The organism is Levilactobacillus acidifarinae DSM 19394 = JCM 15949, from assembly GCF_001434835.1.
In the GTDB taxonomy this organism is placed as follows: domain Bacteria; phylum Bacillota; class Bacilli; order Lactobacillales; family Lactobacillaceae; genus Levilactobacillus; species Levilactobacillus acidifarinae.
This window is the reverse complement of record NZ_AZDV01000028.1, coordinates 70,836-89,499: the sequence shown is the minus strand read 5'-3', so window position 1 is coordinate 89,499 and position 18,664 is coordinate 70,836. Positions and strand designations below refer to the sequence as shown.

The 18,664-nt window shown below is 52.7% G+C and carries 15 protein-coding genes and 2 other annotated features (1 of these 17 running past the window's edge); of the genes, 13 read left to right on the top strand and 2 right to left on the bottom strand.

Annotated features, from left to right (window positions below):
- Positions 1-14: 14 nt before the first annotated feature.
- Together rpsD and FD25_RS12015 are read right to left on the bottom strand one after the other, a co-directional pair.
- Positions 15-620, bottom strand: coding sequence for a 30S ribosomal protein S4 (rpsD, locus tag FD25_RS12020; protein WP_057804525.1), 606 nt, complete (start codon positions 618-620; stop codon positions 15-17).
- A gap of 191 nt (positions 621-811) precedes the next feature.
- On the bottom strand, positions 812-1,282 hold the full coding sequence (locus FD25_RS12015) for a GAF domain-containing protein (protein WP_057804524.1): 471 nt from the start codon (positions 1,280-1,282) through the stop codon (positions 812-814).
- Between the two features lie 183 nt (positions 1,283-1,465).
- Here FD25_RS12015 and ezrA point away from each other — a divergent pair, with 183 nt between their 5' ends.
- The 13 genes from ezrA to minD all read left to right on the top strand — a co-directional run bounded on the left by ezrA (position 1,466) and on the right by minD (position 18,438).
- Positions 1,466-3,199, top strand: coding sequence for a septation ring formation regulator EzrA (ezrA, locus tag FD25_RS12010; RefSeq protein ID WP_057804523.1), 1,734 nt, complete (start codon positions 1,466-1,468; stop codon positions 3,197-3,199).
- Between the two features lie 156 nt (positions 3,200-3,355).
- Entirely contained in the window at positions 3,356-4,501 is a 1,146-nt protein-coding gene (locus FD25_RS12005) for a cysteine desulfurase family protein (protein ID WP_057804522.1), read from the top strand.
- 20 nt (positions 4,502-4,521) lie between these two features.
- On the top strand, positions 4,522-5,739 hold the full coding sequence (gene thiI, locus FD25_RS12000) for a tRNA uracil 4-sulfurtransferase ThiI (RefSeq protein ID WP_057804521.1): 1,218 nt from the start codon (positions 4,522-4,524) through the stop codon (positions 5,737-5,739).
- Positions 5,740-6,375: 636 nt separating this feature from the next.
- On the top strand, positions 6,376-8,016 hold the full coding sequence (locus FD25_RS11995; RefSeq protein WP_057804520.1) for a peptide ABC transporter substrate-binding protein: 1,641 nt from the start codon (positions 6,376-6,378) through the stop codon (positions 8,014-8,016).
- An 11-nt stretch (positions 8,017-8,027) separates the two neighbouring features.
- Complete coding sequence (locus FD25_RS11990; RefSeq protein ID WP_057804519.1) at positions 8,028-9,158, top strand: amidohydrolase; 1,131 nt, start codon at positions 8,028-8,030, stop codon at positions 9,156-9,158.
- Between the two features lie 121 nt (positions 9,159-9,279).
- Positions 9,280-9,789 carry a thiol peroxidase gene (locus FD25_RS11985; RefSeq protein WP_057804518.1) on the top strand — a complete coding sequence of 170 codons (510 nt, stop codon included), beginning with the start codon at positions 9,280-9,282 and terminating at the stop codon, positions 9,787-9,789.
- Positions 9,790-9,813: 24 nt separating this feature from the next.
- Positions 9,814-10,032: a binding site (T-box leader), on the top strand.
- A gap of 64 nt (positions 10,033-10,096) precedes the next feature.
- Positions 10,097-12,763, top strand: coding sequence for a valine--tRNA ligase (locus FD25_RS11980; RefSeq protein WP_057804836.1), 2,667 nt, complete (start codon positions 10,097-10,099; stop codon positions 12,761-12,763).
- Between the two features lie 151 nt (positions 12,764-12,914).
- Entirely contained in the window at positions 12,915-14,240 is a 1,326-nt protein-coding gene (locus tag FD25_RS11975) for a bifunctional folylpolyglutamate synthase/dihydrofolate synthase (protein ID WP_057804517.1), read from the top strand.
- A 220-nt stretch (positions 14,241-14,460) separates the two neighbouring features.
- Positions 14,461-15,465 carry a rod shape-determining protein gene (locus FD25_RS11970; RefSeq protein ID WP_057804516.1) on the top strand — a complete coding sequence of 335 codons (1,005 nt, stop codon included), beginning with the start codon at positions 14,461-14,463 and terminating at the stop codon, positions 15,463-15,465.
- 91 nt (positions 15,466-15,556) lie between these two features.
- Positions 15,557-16,408, top strand: a complete 852-nt coding sequence (gene mreC / locus FD25_RS11965; protein ID WP_057804515.1) for a rod shape-determining protein MreC — start codon at positions 15,557-15,559, stop codon at positions 16,406-16,408.
- A 12-nt stretch (positions 16,409-16,420) separates the two neighbouring features.
- A complete protein-coding gene (mreD, locus tag FD25_RS11960; RefSeq protein ID WP_057804514.1) occupies positions 16,421-16,942 on the top strand; it encodes a rod shape-determining protein MreD in 522 nt (173 codons plus the stop codon).
- A gap of 19 nt (positions 16,943-16,961) precedes the next feature.
- Complete coding sequence (locus tag FD25_RS11955) at positions 16,962-17,630, top strand: septum site-determining protein MinC (protein ID WP_057804513.1); 669 nt, start codon at positions 16,962-16,964, stop codon at positions 17,628-17,630.
- A gap of 1 nt (position 17,631) precedes the next feature.
- Entirely contained in the window at positions 17,632-18,438 is an 807-nt protein-coding gene (gene minD / locus FD25_RS11950) for a septum site-determining protein MinD (protein WP_057804512.1), read from the top strand.
- A gap of 140 nt (positions 18,439-18,578) precedes the next feature.
- Positions 18,579-18,664: a binding site (T-box leader), on the top strand; it runs 143 nt beyond the window's last position.

Here is an 18,664-nt window from a genome sequence, read left to right as displayed (position 1 = left end):
CGAAGACCTAAATCTTAACGGTTGTAGTATTCAACGATTAAGGAGTCGTCGAGTTCAGCATCGAGTTCTTCACGTTGAGGAAGACGAGTCAATGAACCTTCCAACTTGTCAGCGTCGAAGTCAACGTATTGTGGACGACCCACAACGGCTTCAACGGCACCCTTGATCACAACTAAGTCCTTGGACTTTTCGCGAACGCTGACCACTTGGCCAACCTTGACTTCGTATGAAGGAATGTCCACACGCTTGCCATCAACGGTGATGTGACCATGGTTAACCAATTGACGAGCTTGACGACGAGTCGTTGCCAAACCTAAACGGTAAACCACGTTGTCCAGACGACGTTCGAGCAAGATCATGAAGTTGGTCCCGTGGGTACCTTCCTTGATCTTACCAGCGCGCTTGAACAAGTTGTAGAATTGACGTTCCGTTAAGCCGTAGGTGAACCGCAGCTTTTGCTTTTCGCGTAATTGCGTTCCGTATTCGGAAAGCTTTTGGCGACGGCCTTGACCGTGATCACCAGGGGCGTAAGGACGCCGTGCTAATTCTTTACCAGTGCCGGAAAGGGAAACCCCTAAACGACGGGAAATACGCCAACTTGGGCCAGTATAACGTGACATAACTTGAATCCTCCAATAAATATTATTTGGAGTAAAATAACGATTTATGGGTTTAGTATTCGTGCAGATCATTTTGCAAGTTTCACCCTTGCAGCCGCAGGTTACTTCTTGAGCTTAACGCAATGATCTGTTGACGAGCTTACCACCCATTGCTGCATTATTTTACACGACGACCAGTATAACCGGAAACCCTAGGCCTTGTCAATATGTGTGAGCAAAACTCGGGCAAATTCCTCTAGGACGACCTGGTCGGCGGCCGAGAACCGGTCCTTTTCCGGCGAATCGATATCCATGACGCCGAGCAGAGTCCCGTTAGCTAAGGTCAATGGGACGACCAGTTCGGCGTTACTGGCCGAGTCGCAGGCGATGTGACCGGCAAAGGTGTGGACGTCGGCGATGCGTTGCGTGGTTTGGGTCGCGAGGGCCGTCCCACACACACCGTGATGATTTTCGATATGCATGCAGGCAACGTTCCCCTGAAAGGGCCCTAAAATCAGGTCGTCGGTAGTTGGTTGGTACTGGTAGAAGCCGGCCCAGTTGATGGTCGGAATGGTCTGCATCAATAGAGCCGAAGCGTTGGCTAAGTTGGCCGTGAGGCTGGTCTCCCCGTGAAGCAAGGCGTCTAATTGTTCAGTGATTAAAGGGTTGATTGGTTGTGCCATATGAAAACCTCCAGTGGTCAGTTCAGTAATTAAATAGGTAGAAAATGCTGATAGAATCGCAAAACCTAGTGAAGCCCACGCGGGACTTATGCTATAATCGAAATTAGATTAAATTGTAAAATGAACCGAGTGGTTTTGCAACTCGTTAAACCGGTTAAATGTGGATGAAGGATGGGGTCAATCATGGTAGTGGTGCTAATTGGAATCGTCATACTTGCGATTATCGTCTATGTGGGCATTCTCGCGTATCAACAACGGATTCGCCGCCAAGTCGCAGTTTTGGCGGATAAGAAGGCGTCGCTAGTCGCCATTCCCTTAGCGGACGAAGTGAAGTTGGTGGGGCAATTAAGTCTGACCGGCCAATCTCTCGAACGGTTCGAAACGTTACAAAACGACTATGCCGACATTACCAAGGAACGGTTCCCCCGCATTGACACCCAGTTAAAAGCCATCAAGGACGCCTCACGGGGGATGAACTTGGTTCAGCTCCGACAGAATTTGGCCAAGGTGACCATCCTGGTCAACCAGACCGATGAGCTGGTGCAGACCGTTCAGGCCAAGTTAGCGGAGCTACAGGAGATTGATAAACAGCACCGTCAGGCCGTCCACGACCTAGAGCAGAAATACCAAGACCTCCGCAAAACGTTATTAGCTAAAAACTTTGCCTTTGGGCCCAGCATCGACGGCCTCGAGGAACGACTCAGCGAATTAGAAGACAACTTTGATACCTTCACCAAGCTGACCCAGACGGGGGACCACGAGCGGGCCACCGACGTGTTGACTCAATTGAAGGAAGATACGGCGTCACTAGAAGACCTGATCAAGGCCATCCCACCTTTGTATAAGGATCTAACGGCGATTTATCCCGATCAAATTAGCGAATTGAAGACCGGTTACGAGCAATTGACGGCCCAACATTATCGCTTTGGGGACACGGATATTCCGGGGTTGATTCAAAAGGTTGCCGACCAAGTCAGCGGTAATCTGGCGACGCTAGCCGACTTGCGGCCCGCCGACGCCAAGGTCGTCAACGAACGTATTGCCGATCAGATTGATCAGTTATACACGCGGATGCAGACCGAAATTGACGCCAAGAAACCGGTCGAAGAAAACTTGGACAACGTGGCGCGGTTTATCGCGCACGCCCAGAACCAAAACCAAAGCCTGCTGACCGAGTTAGACCGGTTGAGCCAAAACTACACGCTAGACCACCAGGAATTAGAAACCACGCGCGAACTCAACGAACAGTTGCGGGCCATCGATGGGATTTATCAACGGGACGTGCAGGACCTGACGGGCAAGTCGGCGACCTTCTCAGAGGTGCTGACTCACCAAGAACAACAGGAAAAAGATCTAAAACAGATTGAAGAACAGCAGACCCAGATTTTAAAGAGCGTGGCGGGGTTGGCCGACGAAGAACGGCAGGCCCGTGAGACGTTACGCCAATTTGATTTTAAATTACATAGTTTACGGCGACAGGTCGAAAACTTGAATTTACCGGGGGTACCGCAGGATTACCTGGACTACTTCTTCGTGGTGCGTGACGAGGTTGAACAATTGGCCACGGACATGGACCAACCGCAGATCGACATGGAAAAAATTACCAAGCAGTTATTGATCATCCAAACGGACTTGGATACGTTGGGCGAAAAGACCGACGACTTGTTGGATAGTGCCGAATTGGCGGAACAACTCCTGCAATACGCCAACCGCTATCAGGCCAGCCACGCCGATGTGGCACAAGCGAGTCAACAGGCTAAGCAGTTATTCGAACAGGACCACCAGTATGCAAAGGCCCTAGAAACGATTGCCACGGTCTTGGACCAGGTCGAACCGGGCTCGTATAAACGGTTAGAGGATGCGTATTACCAACGTAAGGGTAAGCCGAAACCGCAACCAGACGACCAATCAAAATAAAACCGCAACGCTAATTTTCGCGAGTTAACTTACGAAAAATTAGCGTTTTTTGTTGGGAGTCGCGGCGCAAGGCTTGTGGGATTTTCAGAATGTGTTTATAATAAGTGAGAATTTCTATCGGAGTCGAACCAATAGAAAAAGATAAGAGGGTTCAGCATGATTTATTTTGATAACAGTGCGACCACCAAGGCCGCGCCGGAGGTTGTCGATACCTATGCCAAGGTCAGTGCCAACTACTGGGGGAACCCGTCTAGTTTGCACAACTTTGGGGAACAGGCCTTTAACCTCCTCGAACAATCGCGTCAACAGATTGCCGATCTAATCGGGGCCAAACTGAGTGAAATCTTGTTCACGAGTGGGGGCACCGAAGGCGATAATTGGGCCATCAAGGGCACCGCGATGGCCAAACGTGAATTTGGGAACCACCTGATCACCACGGCGGTCGAACATCCCGCCGTGCACAACTCCATGGAACAGTTGAAACAGCTGGGCTTTGAAGTGACTTATTTACCGGTGGACGCGAACGGGCGGGTCTCCGCTGACGACTTACGGGCCGCCATTCGACCGACCACGATCCTGGTGTCCACCATGGCGGTGAATAACGAAATCGGGGCCGTACAACCGTTGGCCGAAATTGCCGACGTGATGCGCGACTTTCCGAAGATCCACTGGCACATCGATGCCGTGCAGGGGATTGGGAAGGGCTTAGCCGACCTAATCTTTAACGACCGGGTCGACTTTGTGACCTTCTCGGGCCATAAGTTCCACGCACCCCGGGGCATTGGCTTCATGTACAAGCGACAGGGCCGTAAAATTGCGCCGTTAATGGCCGGTGGGGGTCAGGAACGTAACCTGCGTTCCGGGACCGAAAACCTGCCCGCCATCGCCGCAATGGCCAAGGCCTTGCGGATGCTGTTGACCGATGAAACCGCCAAGGTCCAACGGCAACGCGAGATTCGGTTAGCCATTCTGCACCACATTGAAACCTTTGCGCACGTGACGATCTTTTCCAAGGATTTACCCGTCTTCGCCCCGCACATTCTGTGTTTTGCCATCGAGGGCGTGCGAGGAGAAACTATTGTGCACGCGTTTGAGGAACACAATATTTACATTTCGACGACCAGTGCGTGCTCGTCGAAGAAGCACGTTGAATCCAGTACGCTACAAGCCATGGCAATCGACGAAGGGGTGGCCACCAGTGCGGTGCGCATCTCGTTAGACGAACACAACACCCTGGCGGAAGCCGAGGAATTCAACCGGGTCTTTGACCAACTCTACCAACAATTTGCGAAATTACGCTAAATCACGAAAGGGGTCGCGCAATGGAATATAGCGAAATTATGGTCCGCTACGGCGAATTGTCGACGAAGGGCAAGAACAAAAAGGACTTTATCAAGCAACTGGGACACAACGTCCGTAAGGCGCTCAGCAGTTTTGAAACCCTCGAAGTTCGGGCTCAACACGACCGGTTACACGTGACCTTGAACGGCGCCGATTCGGCCGCCGTGATGGATCGCCTAAAGGGTGTGTTTGGGATCGAAAACTTTTCGCCCGCCGTCAAGGTCGAAAAGGACCTCGACACCATCAAGGCCGCCGTGGTCGCCATGGCCAAGGAAGATTTTCAACCGGGGATGACCTTTAAGATCAACACCCGGCGTCAAGACAAGGAATTTGCCTACGACACCTACCAACTCAACGACTTGTTGGGGGGCGTGGTATTGGATAATGTGCCCGGCATCCAGGTCAAGATGAAGCATCCCGATCTGGAACTCCGGGTCGAAATCCGGATGAACGGGGCCTTTATCTCGGGTCAAACCGTCCAGGGGGCCGGGGGCTTACCCGTTGGCACCGGGGGCAAGGCCGTGATGATGTTGTCCGGGGGAATTGATTCGCCGGTGGCCTCATACTACGGGATGCGCCGGGGCGTGAAGCTGGACATGGTCCACTTCTTCAGTCCGCCGTACACCTCCGAACAAGCCTTAGCCAAGGCCAAGGAATTGACCGCTAAACTGGCCAAGTATTCCGGGGGCATTCAGTTCATCCAGGTGCCATTCACCAAGATTCAAGAAACCATCAAGGAAGCCGTGCCAGAAGGGTATTTGATGACCATTCAACGGCGGATGATGCTCCGTTTAGCCGTGGCCGTGGCCGAAATGCGGCACGCCAAGGGAATCTTCAACGGGGAATCGTTGGGCCAAGTGGCCTCACAGACGTTGGAAAGCATGGCGGCGATTAACGACGTTACGTCGATGCCAATTCTGCGGCCACTACTGTCGATGGATAAGACGGAGATCATCAAGGTAGCCAAGGATATTGACACCTATGAGCTGTCGATCTTACCATACGAAGACTGCTGCACGATTTTCACGCCGCCCGCACCGAAGACGCGGCCGGATCTCGAAAAATCGCGGAAGTTCGAAAAGAACATCGACGTGGAGGGCTTGATGAAGGAAGCACTAGACGGGATTACGATTACCGAAATCCGGCCGGGCGACAATTTCCTGAACCAAAACGAAGACGTTTTTGCGGAGCTCCTCTAACCGCAACACGCCGATTTTAAAATCATGAATAACCATCAAGAAAGCCTGGGATTTTTACCCAGGCTTTTTATTATTAAAAAGTTCTCATATTGCAACGAGAGTTGATTTAGTTAGATTTAAGCGGGTTTATTCCGCTTAAGAACGTCCAGATACCCCTTGACAATTCGTTAAAAACTCCTAAAATGAATTTTAAATTAGAAATGCAACGAGTAGTCAAAGTAAATTCTAACCTTAAGAGATCACCCGTACGGCTGAAAGGGTGAAACCAGAATTGAACCACAGCTACCAGCAGTCAGTCTGAACGGGTCACGCTTAGTAGGAGTGAACGGTCCCCACCGTTAACCGGGGGGAGTTTTTTTGAAAACTCATTGAGGTAATGGCTGTGAGGTCATTACGAAGTCAGAGGTGGAACCACGCTATTGAGCCGTCCTCGCAAAGATTAACGTCTTTGCGGGGACTTTTTTGTTAGAGAAAGGATGATGACTAAATGTTTCAATTGATGATGTTTAATTTAATCGCGAATCTTGCCGAGCAGAAGCGACATCAGCGGCATATGGGCCATAGTCTGCACAATTAATCGTTGTCGGGACAGGACTGGCAGTCAGAAGAGCGTCAGTCATCAAGGAGGAAAGCCTTATGCCAAATCAATTAAAACGTTTTGTCGGAATCGGTGTCGTCTTAGTCGGAAGCCTCGCGTTAGCGGGCTGCGGTCGCACGGCGGCTGCGAGTCCCCAGCAAAGTGCGACCATCATGGAACAGGCCGATATTTCATCGTTAGATTCGACCATGATCACGGACGTGGGGGCCTTAGAAACCATCAACAACGCCGAAGAGGGCCTGTACCGAATGAAAAACAGTACCACGGTCGAACCGGGCTTGGCCACGGCCATCGTGACCCCCACGGCCAACCAAACCGTCTACACCTTCCACCTACGCAAGGGATTGAAGTGGAGCAACGGGGACGCGTTGACGGCCAACGACTTCGTCTATACCTGGCGCCGAGCGGTCACGCCGAGCACCAAGGCGGCTCACGCCTACCAGTTCTTACCGCTTAAGAATGCTAAGGCCATTGAAAACGGGAAGTTATCCGCCAAGAAATTAGGGGTCCAAGCCGTTAACTCAACGACGTTAAAGGTGACGCTGACGGCGCCGACACCGTACTTCAAGTACTTGGTCGCCTCCGCGCCGTTTCTCCCGCTGAATCCCAAAGCCGTGGCCAAGTACGGGAAGGGGTACGGTACCTCAGCCAGCAAGACGGTTTACGACGGGCCGTTTACCGTTCAGAACTGGACGGCCTCGTCAACTAGTTGGGCGTTGAAGAAGAACCCGACTTACTGGGACCGACGGCATGTGAAGCTAGCCACCATTAAGTTTCAGGTCGCCAAGTCGCCTCAGACGGCCCTGTCGTTATACCAAGCCAAGAAGCTGGATAACGTTGTGTTATCCGGGCAACAGGCCGCCCAGGAAAAGACCAATCCCGGCTATTTGACCTATCCCAGCGGGGAGACCGACTATCTGGCCTACAACTTCAATCACCGAGCCATGCGCAACCGCAACGTTCGGCGCGCCATTTCGTTAGCCATCGACCGGCAAAGCCTAGTGGACGACGTGTTGAAGAACGGGGCTAAGGTCCCCACGGGGATGGCCCCGGCCGATATCGCCAAGAACCCCCGAACCGGTCAAGACTTCACCCAAGAGGCGAAGGTTGCCAGTGCCGTGGCGTATAACCCACAACTGGCCAAACGCTACTGGGCGAAAGGCTTGCGACAACTAGGCGTGAAGCACCTGACGTTGAACCTGGTCTGCTACGACGTGGACACCTTCAAAAATACCGCCGAATACGTGCAGGCCAACACGGAGAAGTATTTAAAGGGGCTGAACTTAAAGGTTAACGTACAACCCAAGGTCCAAGCCATCACCACCATGCAAAAGAAGCAGGGCTACGACATTGGCTTTTCCAACTGGATCTCGTCTTATCCGGAACTCAATGAATTTTTTCAGTTGTTGAATACCGGTAATTACAACAACGCCGGTAGCTATTCCAACGCCGCTTTCGACCGAGTTTACACCCGCGCCAACGGAACGGACGCCGGCAACGCGCCGCAACGCTACGCCGATTTTAAGCAGGCCAACCAGATTGCCATGACCGATCAAGCCGTGGCGGTCCTGAATCAAGGCCAAATCGCCCGGCTCAATAATCCGCAACTCAAAGGGGTGACTTACGCGGCGGCCCAAGGTATTTCGTTAAAAACGGCTTACAAGACCAGTCAGCAATAGGAGGGATTCGGATGATTGATCCGATTACAGTAAACGAACAACAAATTTATCACGACTTTGACCAATTAGGAACCCGCGCGGAAATCGCCTTTCAGGAAGTACGCACCACGGCCTATCTAGCCCAGCGTTTAGATCAACTGGGGGTGACCTATCAACGGTTTCCAAAGATGACGGGATTGATTGCGACCCTAAATCCGGGTCAACCACTAACCATCGGGTTACGAACGGATATCGACGCGTTAAAGCAGGTTTACCAAGGAAAAACGCAGGTGTTACACTCCTGCGGGCACAACGCCCACATGGCCATCGTGCTGGCGGTCGTGACCTACTTTGCGACCCACCCGAACGAGTTACCGGGAACGCTCAAGGTGATCTTTCAACCCGCCGAAGAAACCGTGACCGGAGCGGAGAAGGTGATTCAAAGCGGCTTACTCGGCCCACTCGACGTGTTGTACGGGCTGCACGTGTGCCCAGACAGTGAGGTGGCCGACCACCAGGCCGAGGCCATCTTACCCGACATCGCCACGCGGACCTACTGGGTGACCATCACCGGTAAGACGGCCCACGCCGGCCGCCCTTGGTTGGGGGCTAACGTGATCGACGCATTTAGCACCCTCAACGAACGCTTTAAGCGGATCAAACTCGATACCGAGTCACCGTATTCGGTGACGACCACGATGTTTCAGGCCGGGGAGTCTTCCAACATTGTGCCGGACAAGGGGACCTTTGCCGTAGATCTACGGGCGCGCACCAATGCGTTAATGGATCAGCTGCAAGACCAGGCTTTTCAAGCGATGCGGGCGGTGTCAACTGGCGATATTCAGGTGACCTTAGACGGTAACGACCTGTCGCCGGCAGCGCTTCCCGACCCGCAAGCGGTTGAAACGATGGGCCAGGCCATCACGGCGGTCTTGGGGACCGACGGGTTAGTGGCCCCGGTGCCGACTCAGGGAGGCGACGACTTTCACTTCTACGCCTACGACGGGCTGGCGAAGCGCAGTACCATGCTGGGACTCGGCTGTGGGCTGATCCCGGGCTTACACGTGCCGGGGATGACGTTTGACCACACCGCCATGGTGAGCGGGGCACAAATCCTGATTAACGCCGTGCGGTTGACCCCCACAACGGGCCCTCAATCCTAGACTAAAAATCCGGAAATTAACCTGAATTTATCCTTCAAATTACTTGTTTTTTAGGCGCTCTCTGCGTCATAATTAACTTAATAGCCGGTCGCGACCGGTTAAACATTAAGGAGTGATCTGTGTGGATGTCACGAGACTCGGTAAGAAGATGGCCTTAACGGGCGATCTCCCCGAAGTAGGGGATCAGTTACCTAAGTTTAAGCTGTTTGATCAACAGAATAACAAGGTGAAGACGGCCAATCTAATTGGCCAGGTGAGCCTAATTAGTGTCGTTCCCGATTTGGATACCCCAGTTTGCACGCTGCAAACCCGGAAATTTGTGCAACAGGCGGACCATTATCCGGCGGCCAAGTTCTACACGGTGTCCAATAATTCCGTGGCGGAGCAGACCGGATGGTGTGCGGCCGAAGGGGTCCAAAACGTGACGCTATTATCCGATGAGGAACTCTCTTTCGGTTACGAAACCGGGTTATACGTGCCCAACGCCGGAAATCTGGCGCGGTCCATCTGGATCATTGACGAAACCGGAAAGATCGTTTACCGGCAAATTGTGATTGAACAGTCCGAAGAACCCGACTACTTAGCCGCCCTCACGGCACTGGAAAAATTAGTGCCTCGAGTTGACGCTTAGCCTAAAATTGAGTACACTACAGAGTAACTAGCTGTGAGCAAGAGAGTAACGGTGACCACTTGAGGCAGAGAATCACGGGTGCTGAGACGTGGTGAAGGGGTCATCGGGAAAGTAACTTGTGAGCTGATCGACTGAACGCATGATAAGTAGGTCGGTACCGGAGCACACTCCGTTAACAACGAAGATAAGTGGGGCTTAACCGCCCAATTTAGGTGGTACCGCGAAGGAAGCTTCGTCCTAATATGAGATTAGGACGAAGCTTTTTTTCGTGCCATTGTGCCCGGCAAAGAGAAAGGATATGACCATTATGGCAGACAAGCCAGTAGAAATGCCGACGAAGTATGACCCAACCGCCGTTGAAGCGGGCCGGTATCAGACTTGGTTGGACGAAGACGTTTTTAAACCCAACGGTGACCCGCAGGCTAAACCGTATTCCATCGTATTACCACCACCGAACGTCACGGGGAAGTTGCACTTGGGTCACGCCTGGGACACCACGTTACAGGACATGTTGATCCGGCAAAAGCGGATGCAGGGCTACGACACCCTGTGGTTACCGGGGATGGACCATGCCGGTATCGCCACGCAGGCGAAGGTGGAAGCCAAACTGCGTGAACAAGGGATTTCCCGTTACGATTTAGGCCGGGAGGAATTCATCAAGAAGGTCTGGGAATGGAAGGACGAATACGCCGACACCATTCACCAGCAATGGGCCAAGATGGGGTTGTCCTTAGACTACTCCCGGGAACGGTTTACTCTGGACGAAGGGTTCTCCGACGCCGTTAAAAAGGTCTTCGTGGCGTTGTACAAGCAGGGCCTGATCTACCGGGGCGAGTACATCATCAACTGGGACCCGCAAGCCCGGACCGCATTGTCCGACATCGAAGTGATTCACAAGGACGACAAGGGCGCCTTCTACCACGTGAAGTACCCGTTTGCCGATAAGGACCAAACCTTTAACGGCAAGCACTACATTGAAATTGCCACGACGCGGCCGGAAACCATGATGGGGGACACGGCCGTGGCCGTTAACCCGGGTGACGAACGTTACAAAGAGTTAGTGGGCACTAAGGTGATCTTACCGTTAGCTGACCGGGAAATTCCGATCATCGCGGACCAGTACGTGGATCCCGAATTTGGAACCGGGATGGTGAAGATTACGCCCGCCCACGACCCGAACGACTTCCAAGTCGGTAACCGGCACAACCTGGAACGAATCAACACCATGAACGAAGACGCCAGCATGAACGAGAAGGCCGGTAAATACAACGGCATGGACCGGTTCGAAGCCCGGAAGGCCATGGTCGCCGACCTCGACGCCCAAGGTTTATTGCTAAAGGTTGACCCAATCGTCCATTCCGTTGGGCATTCCGAGCGGACCGGGGTCCAAGTTGAAGCTCGCTTGTCGACACAATGGTTCGTGAAGATGCAGCCCCTCGCCGAAAAGGCCATGGCCAACCAAAAGGGCGATAACGCCGTAGACTTTGTGCCCAAGCGGTTCGAACACACCTTCATGCAGTGGATGGATAACGCCCACGACTGGGTCATCTCACGGCAACTATGGTGGGGTCACCAGATCCCAGCGTGGTACCATAAGCAGACCGGTGAAATCTACGTCGGCGAAACGGCGCCGAAGGATCCCGAAAACTGGGACCGCGATCCAGACGTCTTGGACACCTGGTTCTCCAGTGCCCTGTGGCCGTTTGGCACCATGGGCTGGCCGGACGAAAATAGCGCCGATTACCAACGCTACTTCCCAACCAGTACCCTGGTCACCGGTTACGACATCATCTTCTTCTGGGTTTCTCGGATGATCTTCCAAAGCCTTGAATTTACCGGTCAGCGGCCGTTTAAACACGTCTTGCTGCACGGTTTAATTCGCGACGAAGAGGGTCGCAAGATGAGTAAGTCACTCGGCAACGGGATCGACCCGATGGACGTCATCCAGAAATACGGGGCCGACGCTTTGCGGTGGTTCTTGTCGACGGGCTCGACGGCCGGTCAAGACGTCCGCTTCAGTTACAAGAAGATGGACGCGGCCTGGAACTTCATTAACAAGATCTGGAACGCCAGTCGGTTCGTGATCATGAACTTGGGGCCGAATACTAAGCCAGTCGTCCCAGCTAAGGATCAGTGGGATTTGACCGACAAGTGGATCCTGAGTCGCTTGAACGCCACGGTCAAGCACGTCACCGAAATGTTCGACAAGTTCGACTTCGGTGAAGCGGGCCGTGCTTTGTACAACTTCATCTGGAACGACTTCTGTGACTGGTACATCGAAATGAGTAAGAGTGTCTTGACGGGGGACGACGAAGCGGCCAAGGCCGTTAAGCAGGACCTGTTAGCCTACGTCTTAGACCAGACGTTACGGCTCTTACAACCGATCATGCCGTTCGTGACGGAAGCCATCTGGCAAGCCATGCCGCACGATGGTAAGTCCTTAGTGACCGCCGCTTACCCGGTTGATCACCCCGACTTTGACGACGCGACGGCCGAAAACGACATGACCAGCTTGATTGATTTGATCAAGGCGGTCAGAAACATTCGGGCGGAAGCTAACGCGCCAATGTCTACTCCAATCGACTTACAGATCAAGACCAGCGACGCGAAGTTACAGGCCGTCTTCGACAACAACCGCGACTACATCGACCGGTTCGTTCACCCGAAGGCCTTAGAAATTGGGGCTGACTTGGTGGCACCGAAGTTAGCCATGACGGCGGTCATCACGTCTGCTGAAATTTCCGTACCGTTGGCTGAATTGGTGGACCTCAAGGAAGAGGCGGCACGGTTGGACAAGGAAGTGGCTAAGTACACGGCCGAAGTCCAACGGGCAACTAAGAAGCTGGGTAACGAACGTTTCGTGGCCAACGCACCCGAAGACGTGGTTAACGCCGAACGGGAAAAGCAAGCGGATAACGAAAAGAAGTTAGCCGCGACGCAGGAACGGTTAGCCGAAATCAACGCTCAACTCTAAACGAACTACTAACTAGTTCCTGGTTAGCTCATTAACCATAGTAAGTCCCCGTTTCTGGTCGTAACCAGGGACGGGGACTTTTTGGCGTTAACGGTTTGGTCTAAAATCTGCTACACTGAAATACAGAGAATTTAGCGGGAGGTAGGTAGTTTTGATCACAACGTATGCCGAAGCGTTACGCTTCATTCACGGTCGCGACCAGTTTAAAAAGGCCCCGACGTTACAACGGATGCGGCACTTCATGGAACTTTTAGGAAATCCCCAGGAACACCTCAAGATGATTCACGTGGCGGGGACCAACGGTAAAGGCTCGACCGTGGCCTTTCTCCGTGACTTATTAATGGCCGATGGGAATACCGTGGGGACGTTTACCTCACCGTTCATCACCCGGTTTAACGAACGGATCAGTGTCGATGGGCAACCCATTAGCGATGACAACCTGGTTGACTTGGTTAACCGGGTGCAGCCCATTGTGCAACAGTTGGACGCCGAGTTGGCTGAGAAGGGCCCGACCGAGTTTGAAATCGATACGGCCCTGATGTTTTGTTACTTTGCCACCCACCCAGTCGACGTGGTGGTGGTTGAGGTGGGACTGGGCGGCCTGTACGACTCGACCAACATCATCACGCCCCTCGTATCGGTGATTACCACGATTGGGCTGGATCATATGAAAATCCTGGGGGACACGATTCCGAAGATTGCGGCCCAAAAGGCGGGAATCATTAAGCCTAACGTTCCCGTGGTGTGCGGCCGGTTATCCCCGGACGCCCTAGCCGTGATGGACCAAACCGCTACCAGCAACCACACTCAGGTCGTAGCTTTGGGCCGGGACTTTCAGGTCACCGATCAACCCGAAGACCAGTGGGGGGAGCGGTTCGCCTACCAGTACGGTACCTTGAAGGTGCCCCACCTGCAAATTGACCTGTTAGGGCCTTACCAGATTGATAACGCCGCGACGGCGCTGACCGCGTTTACGACTTATCAGCGGCTACAAGGACTCACGAGTTCGGTGACCACGATTCGTCACGGCTTGGCGCATACGGCCTGGCCCGGTCGGTTTGAACGGTTAAATAACCAACCGCTCATCGCCATTGACGGGGCCCACAACGAGCCAGCCATGGTGGAGCTAGTGCAGCTGCTACGGCGCCATTTTGCGACGAACGACGTGTACATTGTGTTGGCCGTTTTGGCCGATAAACAGTACGGTCAGATGGTCCAGACCTTACTTACGGTGCCCAACGTCCACCTGATTGTGACGCAGTTCAGTGGCCCGGGAAAACGGAGTGCGGCGACGCCTACCGAATTGGAAGCCGCGGCGGCCCAGTCCGAGCGCATGACCATGGCCCCCAACTGGCCGGCAGCCTTAAAACAGGCCTTAAACACCATGTCGGCCGAGGACCTGTTGCTGTTGACGGGGTCGTTATACTTCATCTCGGAAGTCCGGCATTACTTTAAGGACGCTCCTGCAGAAAATTAACGCGTGAAAGGGGCGCCGAACCGCGAGCTACCGGGGAAATGAGTCGAAGTCTTAAAATCTAATTAAAATCACCTTTTGCTATTTCTTTCTGTTGGAAAGTTCGGTATTCTTAACGGTGACGACGTGTTTTCACGTAGATAGGTATGTTATAATACGTCTATCAATGAATAAGACAAAAATCCATTAATATATTTTGTTGACAATGAAGGGATGAAACACAGTGTTCGGATTAGGAACGAAAAATATTGGAATCGATTTGGGTACCGCCAATACGATTGTCTACGTTGACGGTAAGGGAATCGTTCTACGCGAACCTTCCGTTGTCGCCAAGAACACAAAGTCTGGCGAAATTGTGTCCGTTGGTGAAGACGCACGGGCAATGATTGGTCGGACGCCAGCTAGTATCGTTGCAATTCGGCCCATGAAAGATGGGGTTATTGCGGATTACGATACCACGGTCGCCATGATGAAGTACTTCATCGAAAAGACGGTGGGTCGTTCTGGCGGTAAGCCTTACGTCATGGTTTGTGTGCCAAGCGGCGTAACGGAAGTTGAAAAGCGGGCCGTGATTGACGCAACGCGGGTCGCCGGTGCACGTGACGCTTACGTGATTGAAGAACCATTTGCTGCAGCCATTGGGGCCGGACTACCCGTCATGGACCCAACCGGGAGCATGGTGGTCGACATGGGTGGTGGGACCACCGATGTCGCCACGATTTCCTTAGGTGGGATCGTGTCTAGCCGTTCCATTCGGGTCGCCGGGGATAAGCTGGATGACGCGATTGCAACGTACGTACGGACTAACTTCAACCTGTTGATCGGGGAACGGACGGCTGAAAAGTTGAAGATGGACATTGGGTCCGCTTCCGTGACCGACGCCGAAAAAATTAAGGGTGCCACGATTCGGGGCCGCGACTTAGTGACTGGGTTACCTAAGGCCGTTGAAGTCTCTGCCGTCGACGTGGCAAAGGCTATTCAAGAACCCGTCCAAAGTGTGATTACGGCCATCAAGGAAACGTTGGAAGAAACGTCTCCTGAAATTGCGGCCGACGTCATCGATCACGGGATTGTGTTAACGGGTGGCGGTGCGCTGCTTAAAAACTTATCTGAAGTGATTGCTGATGCAACCAAGGTTCCCGTCTCCATTGCAAACGATCCGCTGGATTGCGTGGCAGCCGGTACCGGTGAGTCCTTAAAGAGTATCGATGTCATGAAGAAAAAATAGGGACTAGCGGGAAGGCAGCTTCCCGCTTCTTTATTGTTACCGGTTTGTCCGTCACCGTTGGGCAACCGGATAAACAAGATGGAGGTCAAACATGCAGAAATTTTCTTTCAATCGGCGATTGGTGATCATCATTGTTTGCTTGATTGTTAGCTTTGCTTTGATGACGGTGTCCGTCGCGGTTCGGAACAAGCGCTCGACACCACCGCTGATTCAGCAGTTCGGTAACGACATTGTTGGCCTGACTGACCGGATCGTGGCCTTACCGGCTAACGGCCTAAGTGGCTCCGTGAGTTCGATTTCAGAACTCCTCAACACCTATCAAGAAAACCAGCAGTTGAAAAAACAGGTCAGTGAACTGGCTCAAACTAAGGTCCGGGACCAAACCCTCGCTAAAGAGAATAAGCAGTTAAAGCAACAGGTTAAGCTCAACGATTCTCTGACCGACTATTCGGCGATCTCGGCGGCCGTGATTACGCGGACCCCATCGTCTTGGCAAAACCAAGTGGTCATTAACAAGGGCTCCTCGGCCGGCGTGGTCAAGAACATGCCCGTTATGTCCGGTTCGGGACTCGTGGGCCGAATCGCCGAGGTCAACAAGACCAATTCCAAGGTTGAATTGATCACGGATAACAACGATTCGGCGAACCGGTTTGCCGTTCAAATTACCACCAAGTCTGGTAAGACGGTCAACGGGGTGTTGAGCGGGTTTAACGCGGACTCCGGTCAGATTACCATGAACAATATCACGACTAAGGCCAAGATCAGTAAGGGTGATAAGGTCGTGACCAGTGGGTTAGGTGGCGTGACGCCTAAGGGCCTGTACGTGGGTCAAGTGGCGAAAGCCAGTGGTGACGACTACGGGTTGTCGACAAAACTGTACATCACGCCCGCAACCGATTTGAGCGACTTAAACATCGTGACGGTTGCCGTGACGAAACAATAGGGGGGACGACGCGTGTACCGATTATCTAAATTACGGTTCGGGTTTCCCATCGGGTTGTTACTCATGTTGTTTCTAGACGGGTCCATCAGTCAGATTTTTAGTGCGCACCTCTTTCGGCCCTCGGCTACGATGGTGAGTCATTTAGTCGTCCTGTGGTTAATCGCAGCCGTCTTATTTGAAGACCAATACGACATTCCAATCGCGCGGTGGGCTGCCGCGGCCGGGGCCATTTTTGACCTGTACTACACGGGAATTTTTGGCGTCTACGTGTTCATCTTTCCGTTAGTGGTCTATCTGACCCGGTTGTTGGTGGCGTATATCAGTCCCAACTTTTTGAGTGGTCTACTGATTTACTTCATCGACATTACCGTGGTCGAGACGCTGGGGTATCTGGCGAGTCGCATGGTGCATTTAACCAGTATGGCGGGGAGCACTTTCTTGGTGACGACCCTCGGACCAACGTTAGCCTTAAACTTGGCGCTATTTGTTGTGTTATATTTCCCCATCCGGTGGGTGTACAATTGGTTAAAATAGGTTGAAGGGAACGAACGCTATGCAAGCTGCCGTATTACGGGGAACGCAAGACGGTTATGACTTGGTGATTAAACAGTCCGCAAGTCTGGACCAAGTCATGGTCGATTTGAAAACATTGTTGGAGAATTTAAAGGCGGATGCTCAGGCGCCGACGGAACAGGTTTCGTTAGATGTCTTGACGGAAGACCGGATCTTAACGGCCGATGAGAAACACCGAATCGAGCAACTGGTGGGACAGTACCCCCGGTTTAAAATTCATAAAATTACGGCCAACGTCATGACGATTGCAGACGCCCTTCAACTGAAAGAACGGGAAAACGTTCATTTATTGAGCAAAGTAATTCGTAACGGACAGGACGTTCACATGCAAGGCGACGTCCTGTTTTTGGGCACCATCCATGAGGGTGGTAAACTCTGTACCACGGGGAATATCTTCTCGATGGGTAACGTGACGGGCATCTTACAGGCCGGCTATCCCGATGACGAGTCAAAACTGGTGATGGGGAATTTGCAAACCGCGCAACAGGTGCGTATCGCCGAACAGTTTGATATTGTGGAACAAGGCGAGCTGACCGCTTCACAACAGACGGTCGCTTACGTCAACGATTTACACGTGTTGTCGTACGGCAACCTCGATCAGTTGAAGAAGATTAACCCCAAGCTCTATAACCAGATCGGAGGAATTTAGAATGGGAAAAGCAATTGTGATCACCTCTGGTAAGGGGGGCGTCGGCAAAACCACGACCAGTGCCAACATTGGGACCGCGTTGGCCTTGATGGGTAAACGGGTCTGCTTGATGGACTTAGACATCGGCCTGCGGAACCTTGATGTGGTCTTAGGGTTGGACAACCGGATCATCTACGATATCGTGGATGTGGCGACGGGACGGGCGAAATTACCCCAAGCGTTGGTCAAGGACAAGCGGTTTGACGACAAGCTCTACTTGTTGCCGGCCGCCCAGAATACCGATAAAACGGCGTTGAAACCGGAACAGGTCAAGGCCATTGTGGACGAGCTCAAGCCCGAATACGATTACGTGTTGATCGACTGTCCAGCAGGAATTGAACAGGGCTTCATGAATGCCGTTGCCGGGGCGGATGCCGCCATCGTGGTCACCACGCCAGAAATCTCGGCGGTGCGCGATGCCGACCGGGTCGTGGGGTTGTTGGAACAACACCCGTTAGTTGAAGCGCCCCGGTTACTGATTAACCGGATTCGGCGGAACATGATGCAGGATGGGACCATGATGGATATCGACGAGATTACCCACCACCTGGGCATCGAACTGTTGGGCATCATCTTCGACGACGATGCGGTCATTACCACGTCGAATCAGGGTGAGCCCATCGTCATGGATACGGATAATCCCGCGTCACAGGGGTACCGGAACGTGGCTCGTCGCTTAGAAGGCGAGACCGTGCCGTTGATGAAGTTAGAAGACCAAGAGGATCCCGGTTTTTGGCACCGAGTCAGCAACTGGTTCCATCGCGGTTAAAAAAGTTATGAAGAGGCCGGGACCGGGATGGGACCGGCCTTTTACTTGGTTAAAACCGGGTGGATAGTGGCAATCTTCGCTACAATCTTGGCAATTGGGGTTGACGGTCCTGTCAAAAAATCGTAGTATATTGGCAATGAATCAAAACGTTGAGCAGAAGAGTAGCGAATCAGTGTGACGACAGAAAGCCCCGATGATGGAAACGGGTGTCGCTGATGACGTGAAG

Bases quoted from the DNA above. Each gene is read 5' to 3' on its own strand.
- rpsD (WP_057804525.1), bottom strand. From the start codon at position 620: ATGTCACGTTATACTGGCCCAAGTTGGCGTATTTCCCGTCGTTTAGGG.
- FD25_RS12015 (WP_057804524.1), bottom strand. From the start codon at position 1,282: ATGGCACAACCAATCAACCCTTTAATCACTGAACAATTAGACGCCTTG.
- ezrA (WP_057804523.1), top strand. From the start codon at position 1,466: ATGGTAGTGGTGCTAATTGGAATCGTCATACTTGCGATTATCGTCTAT.
- FD25_RS12005 (WP_057804522.1), top strand. From the start codon at position 3,356: ATGATTTATTTTGATAACAGTGCGACCACCAAGGCCGCGCCGGAGGTT.
- thiI (WP_057804521.1), top strand. From the start codon at position 4,522: ATGGAATATAGCGAAATTATGGTCCGCTACGGCGAATTGTCGACGAAG.
- FD25_RS11995 (WP_057804520.1), top strand. From the start codon at position 6,376: ATGCCAAATCAATTAAAACGTTTTGTCGGAATCGGTGTCGTCTTAGTC.
- FD25_RS11990 (WP_057804519.1), top strand. From the start codon at position 8,028: ATGATTGATCCGATTACAGTAAACGAACAACAAATTTATCACGACTTT.
- FD25_RS11980 (WP_057804836.1), top strand. From the start codon at position 10,097: ATGGCAGACAAGCCAGTAGAAATGCCGACGAAGTATGACCCAACCGCC.
- mreC (WP_057804515.1), top strand. From the start codon at position 15,557: ATGCAGAAATTTTCTTTCAATCGGCGATTGGTGATCATCATTGTTTGC.
- FD25_RS11955 (WP_057804513.1), top strand. From the start codon at position 16,962: ATGCAAGCTGCCGTATTACGGGGAACGCAAGACGGTTATGACTTGGTG.
- minD (WP_057804512.1), top strand. From the start codon at position 17,632: ATGGGAAAAGCAATTGTGATCACCTCTGGTAAGGGGGGCGTCGGCAAA.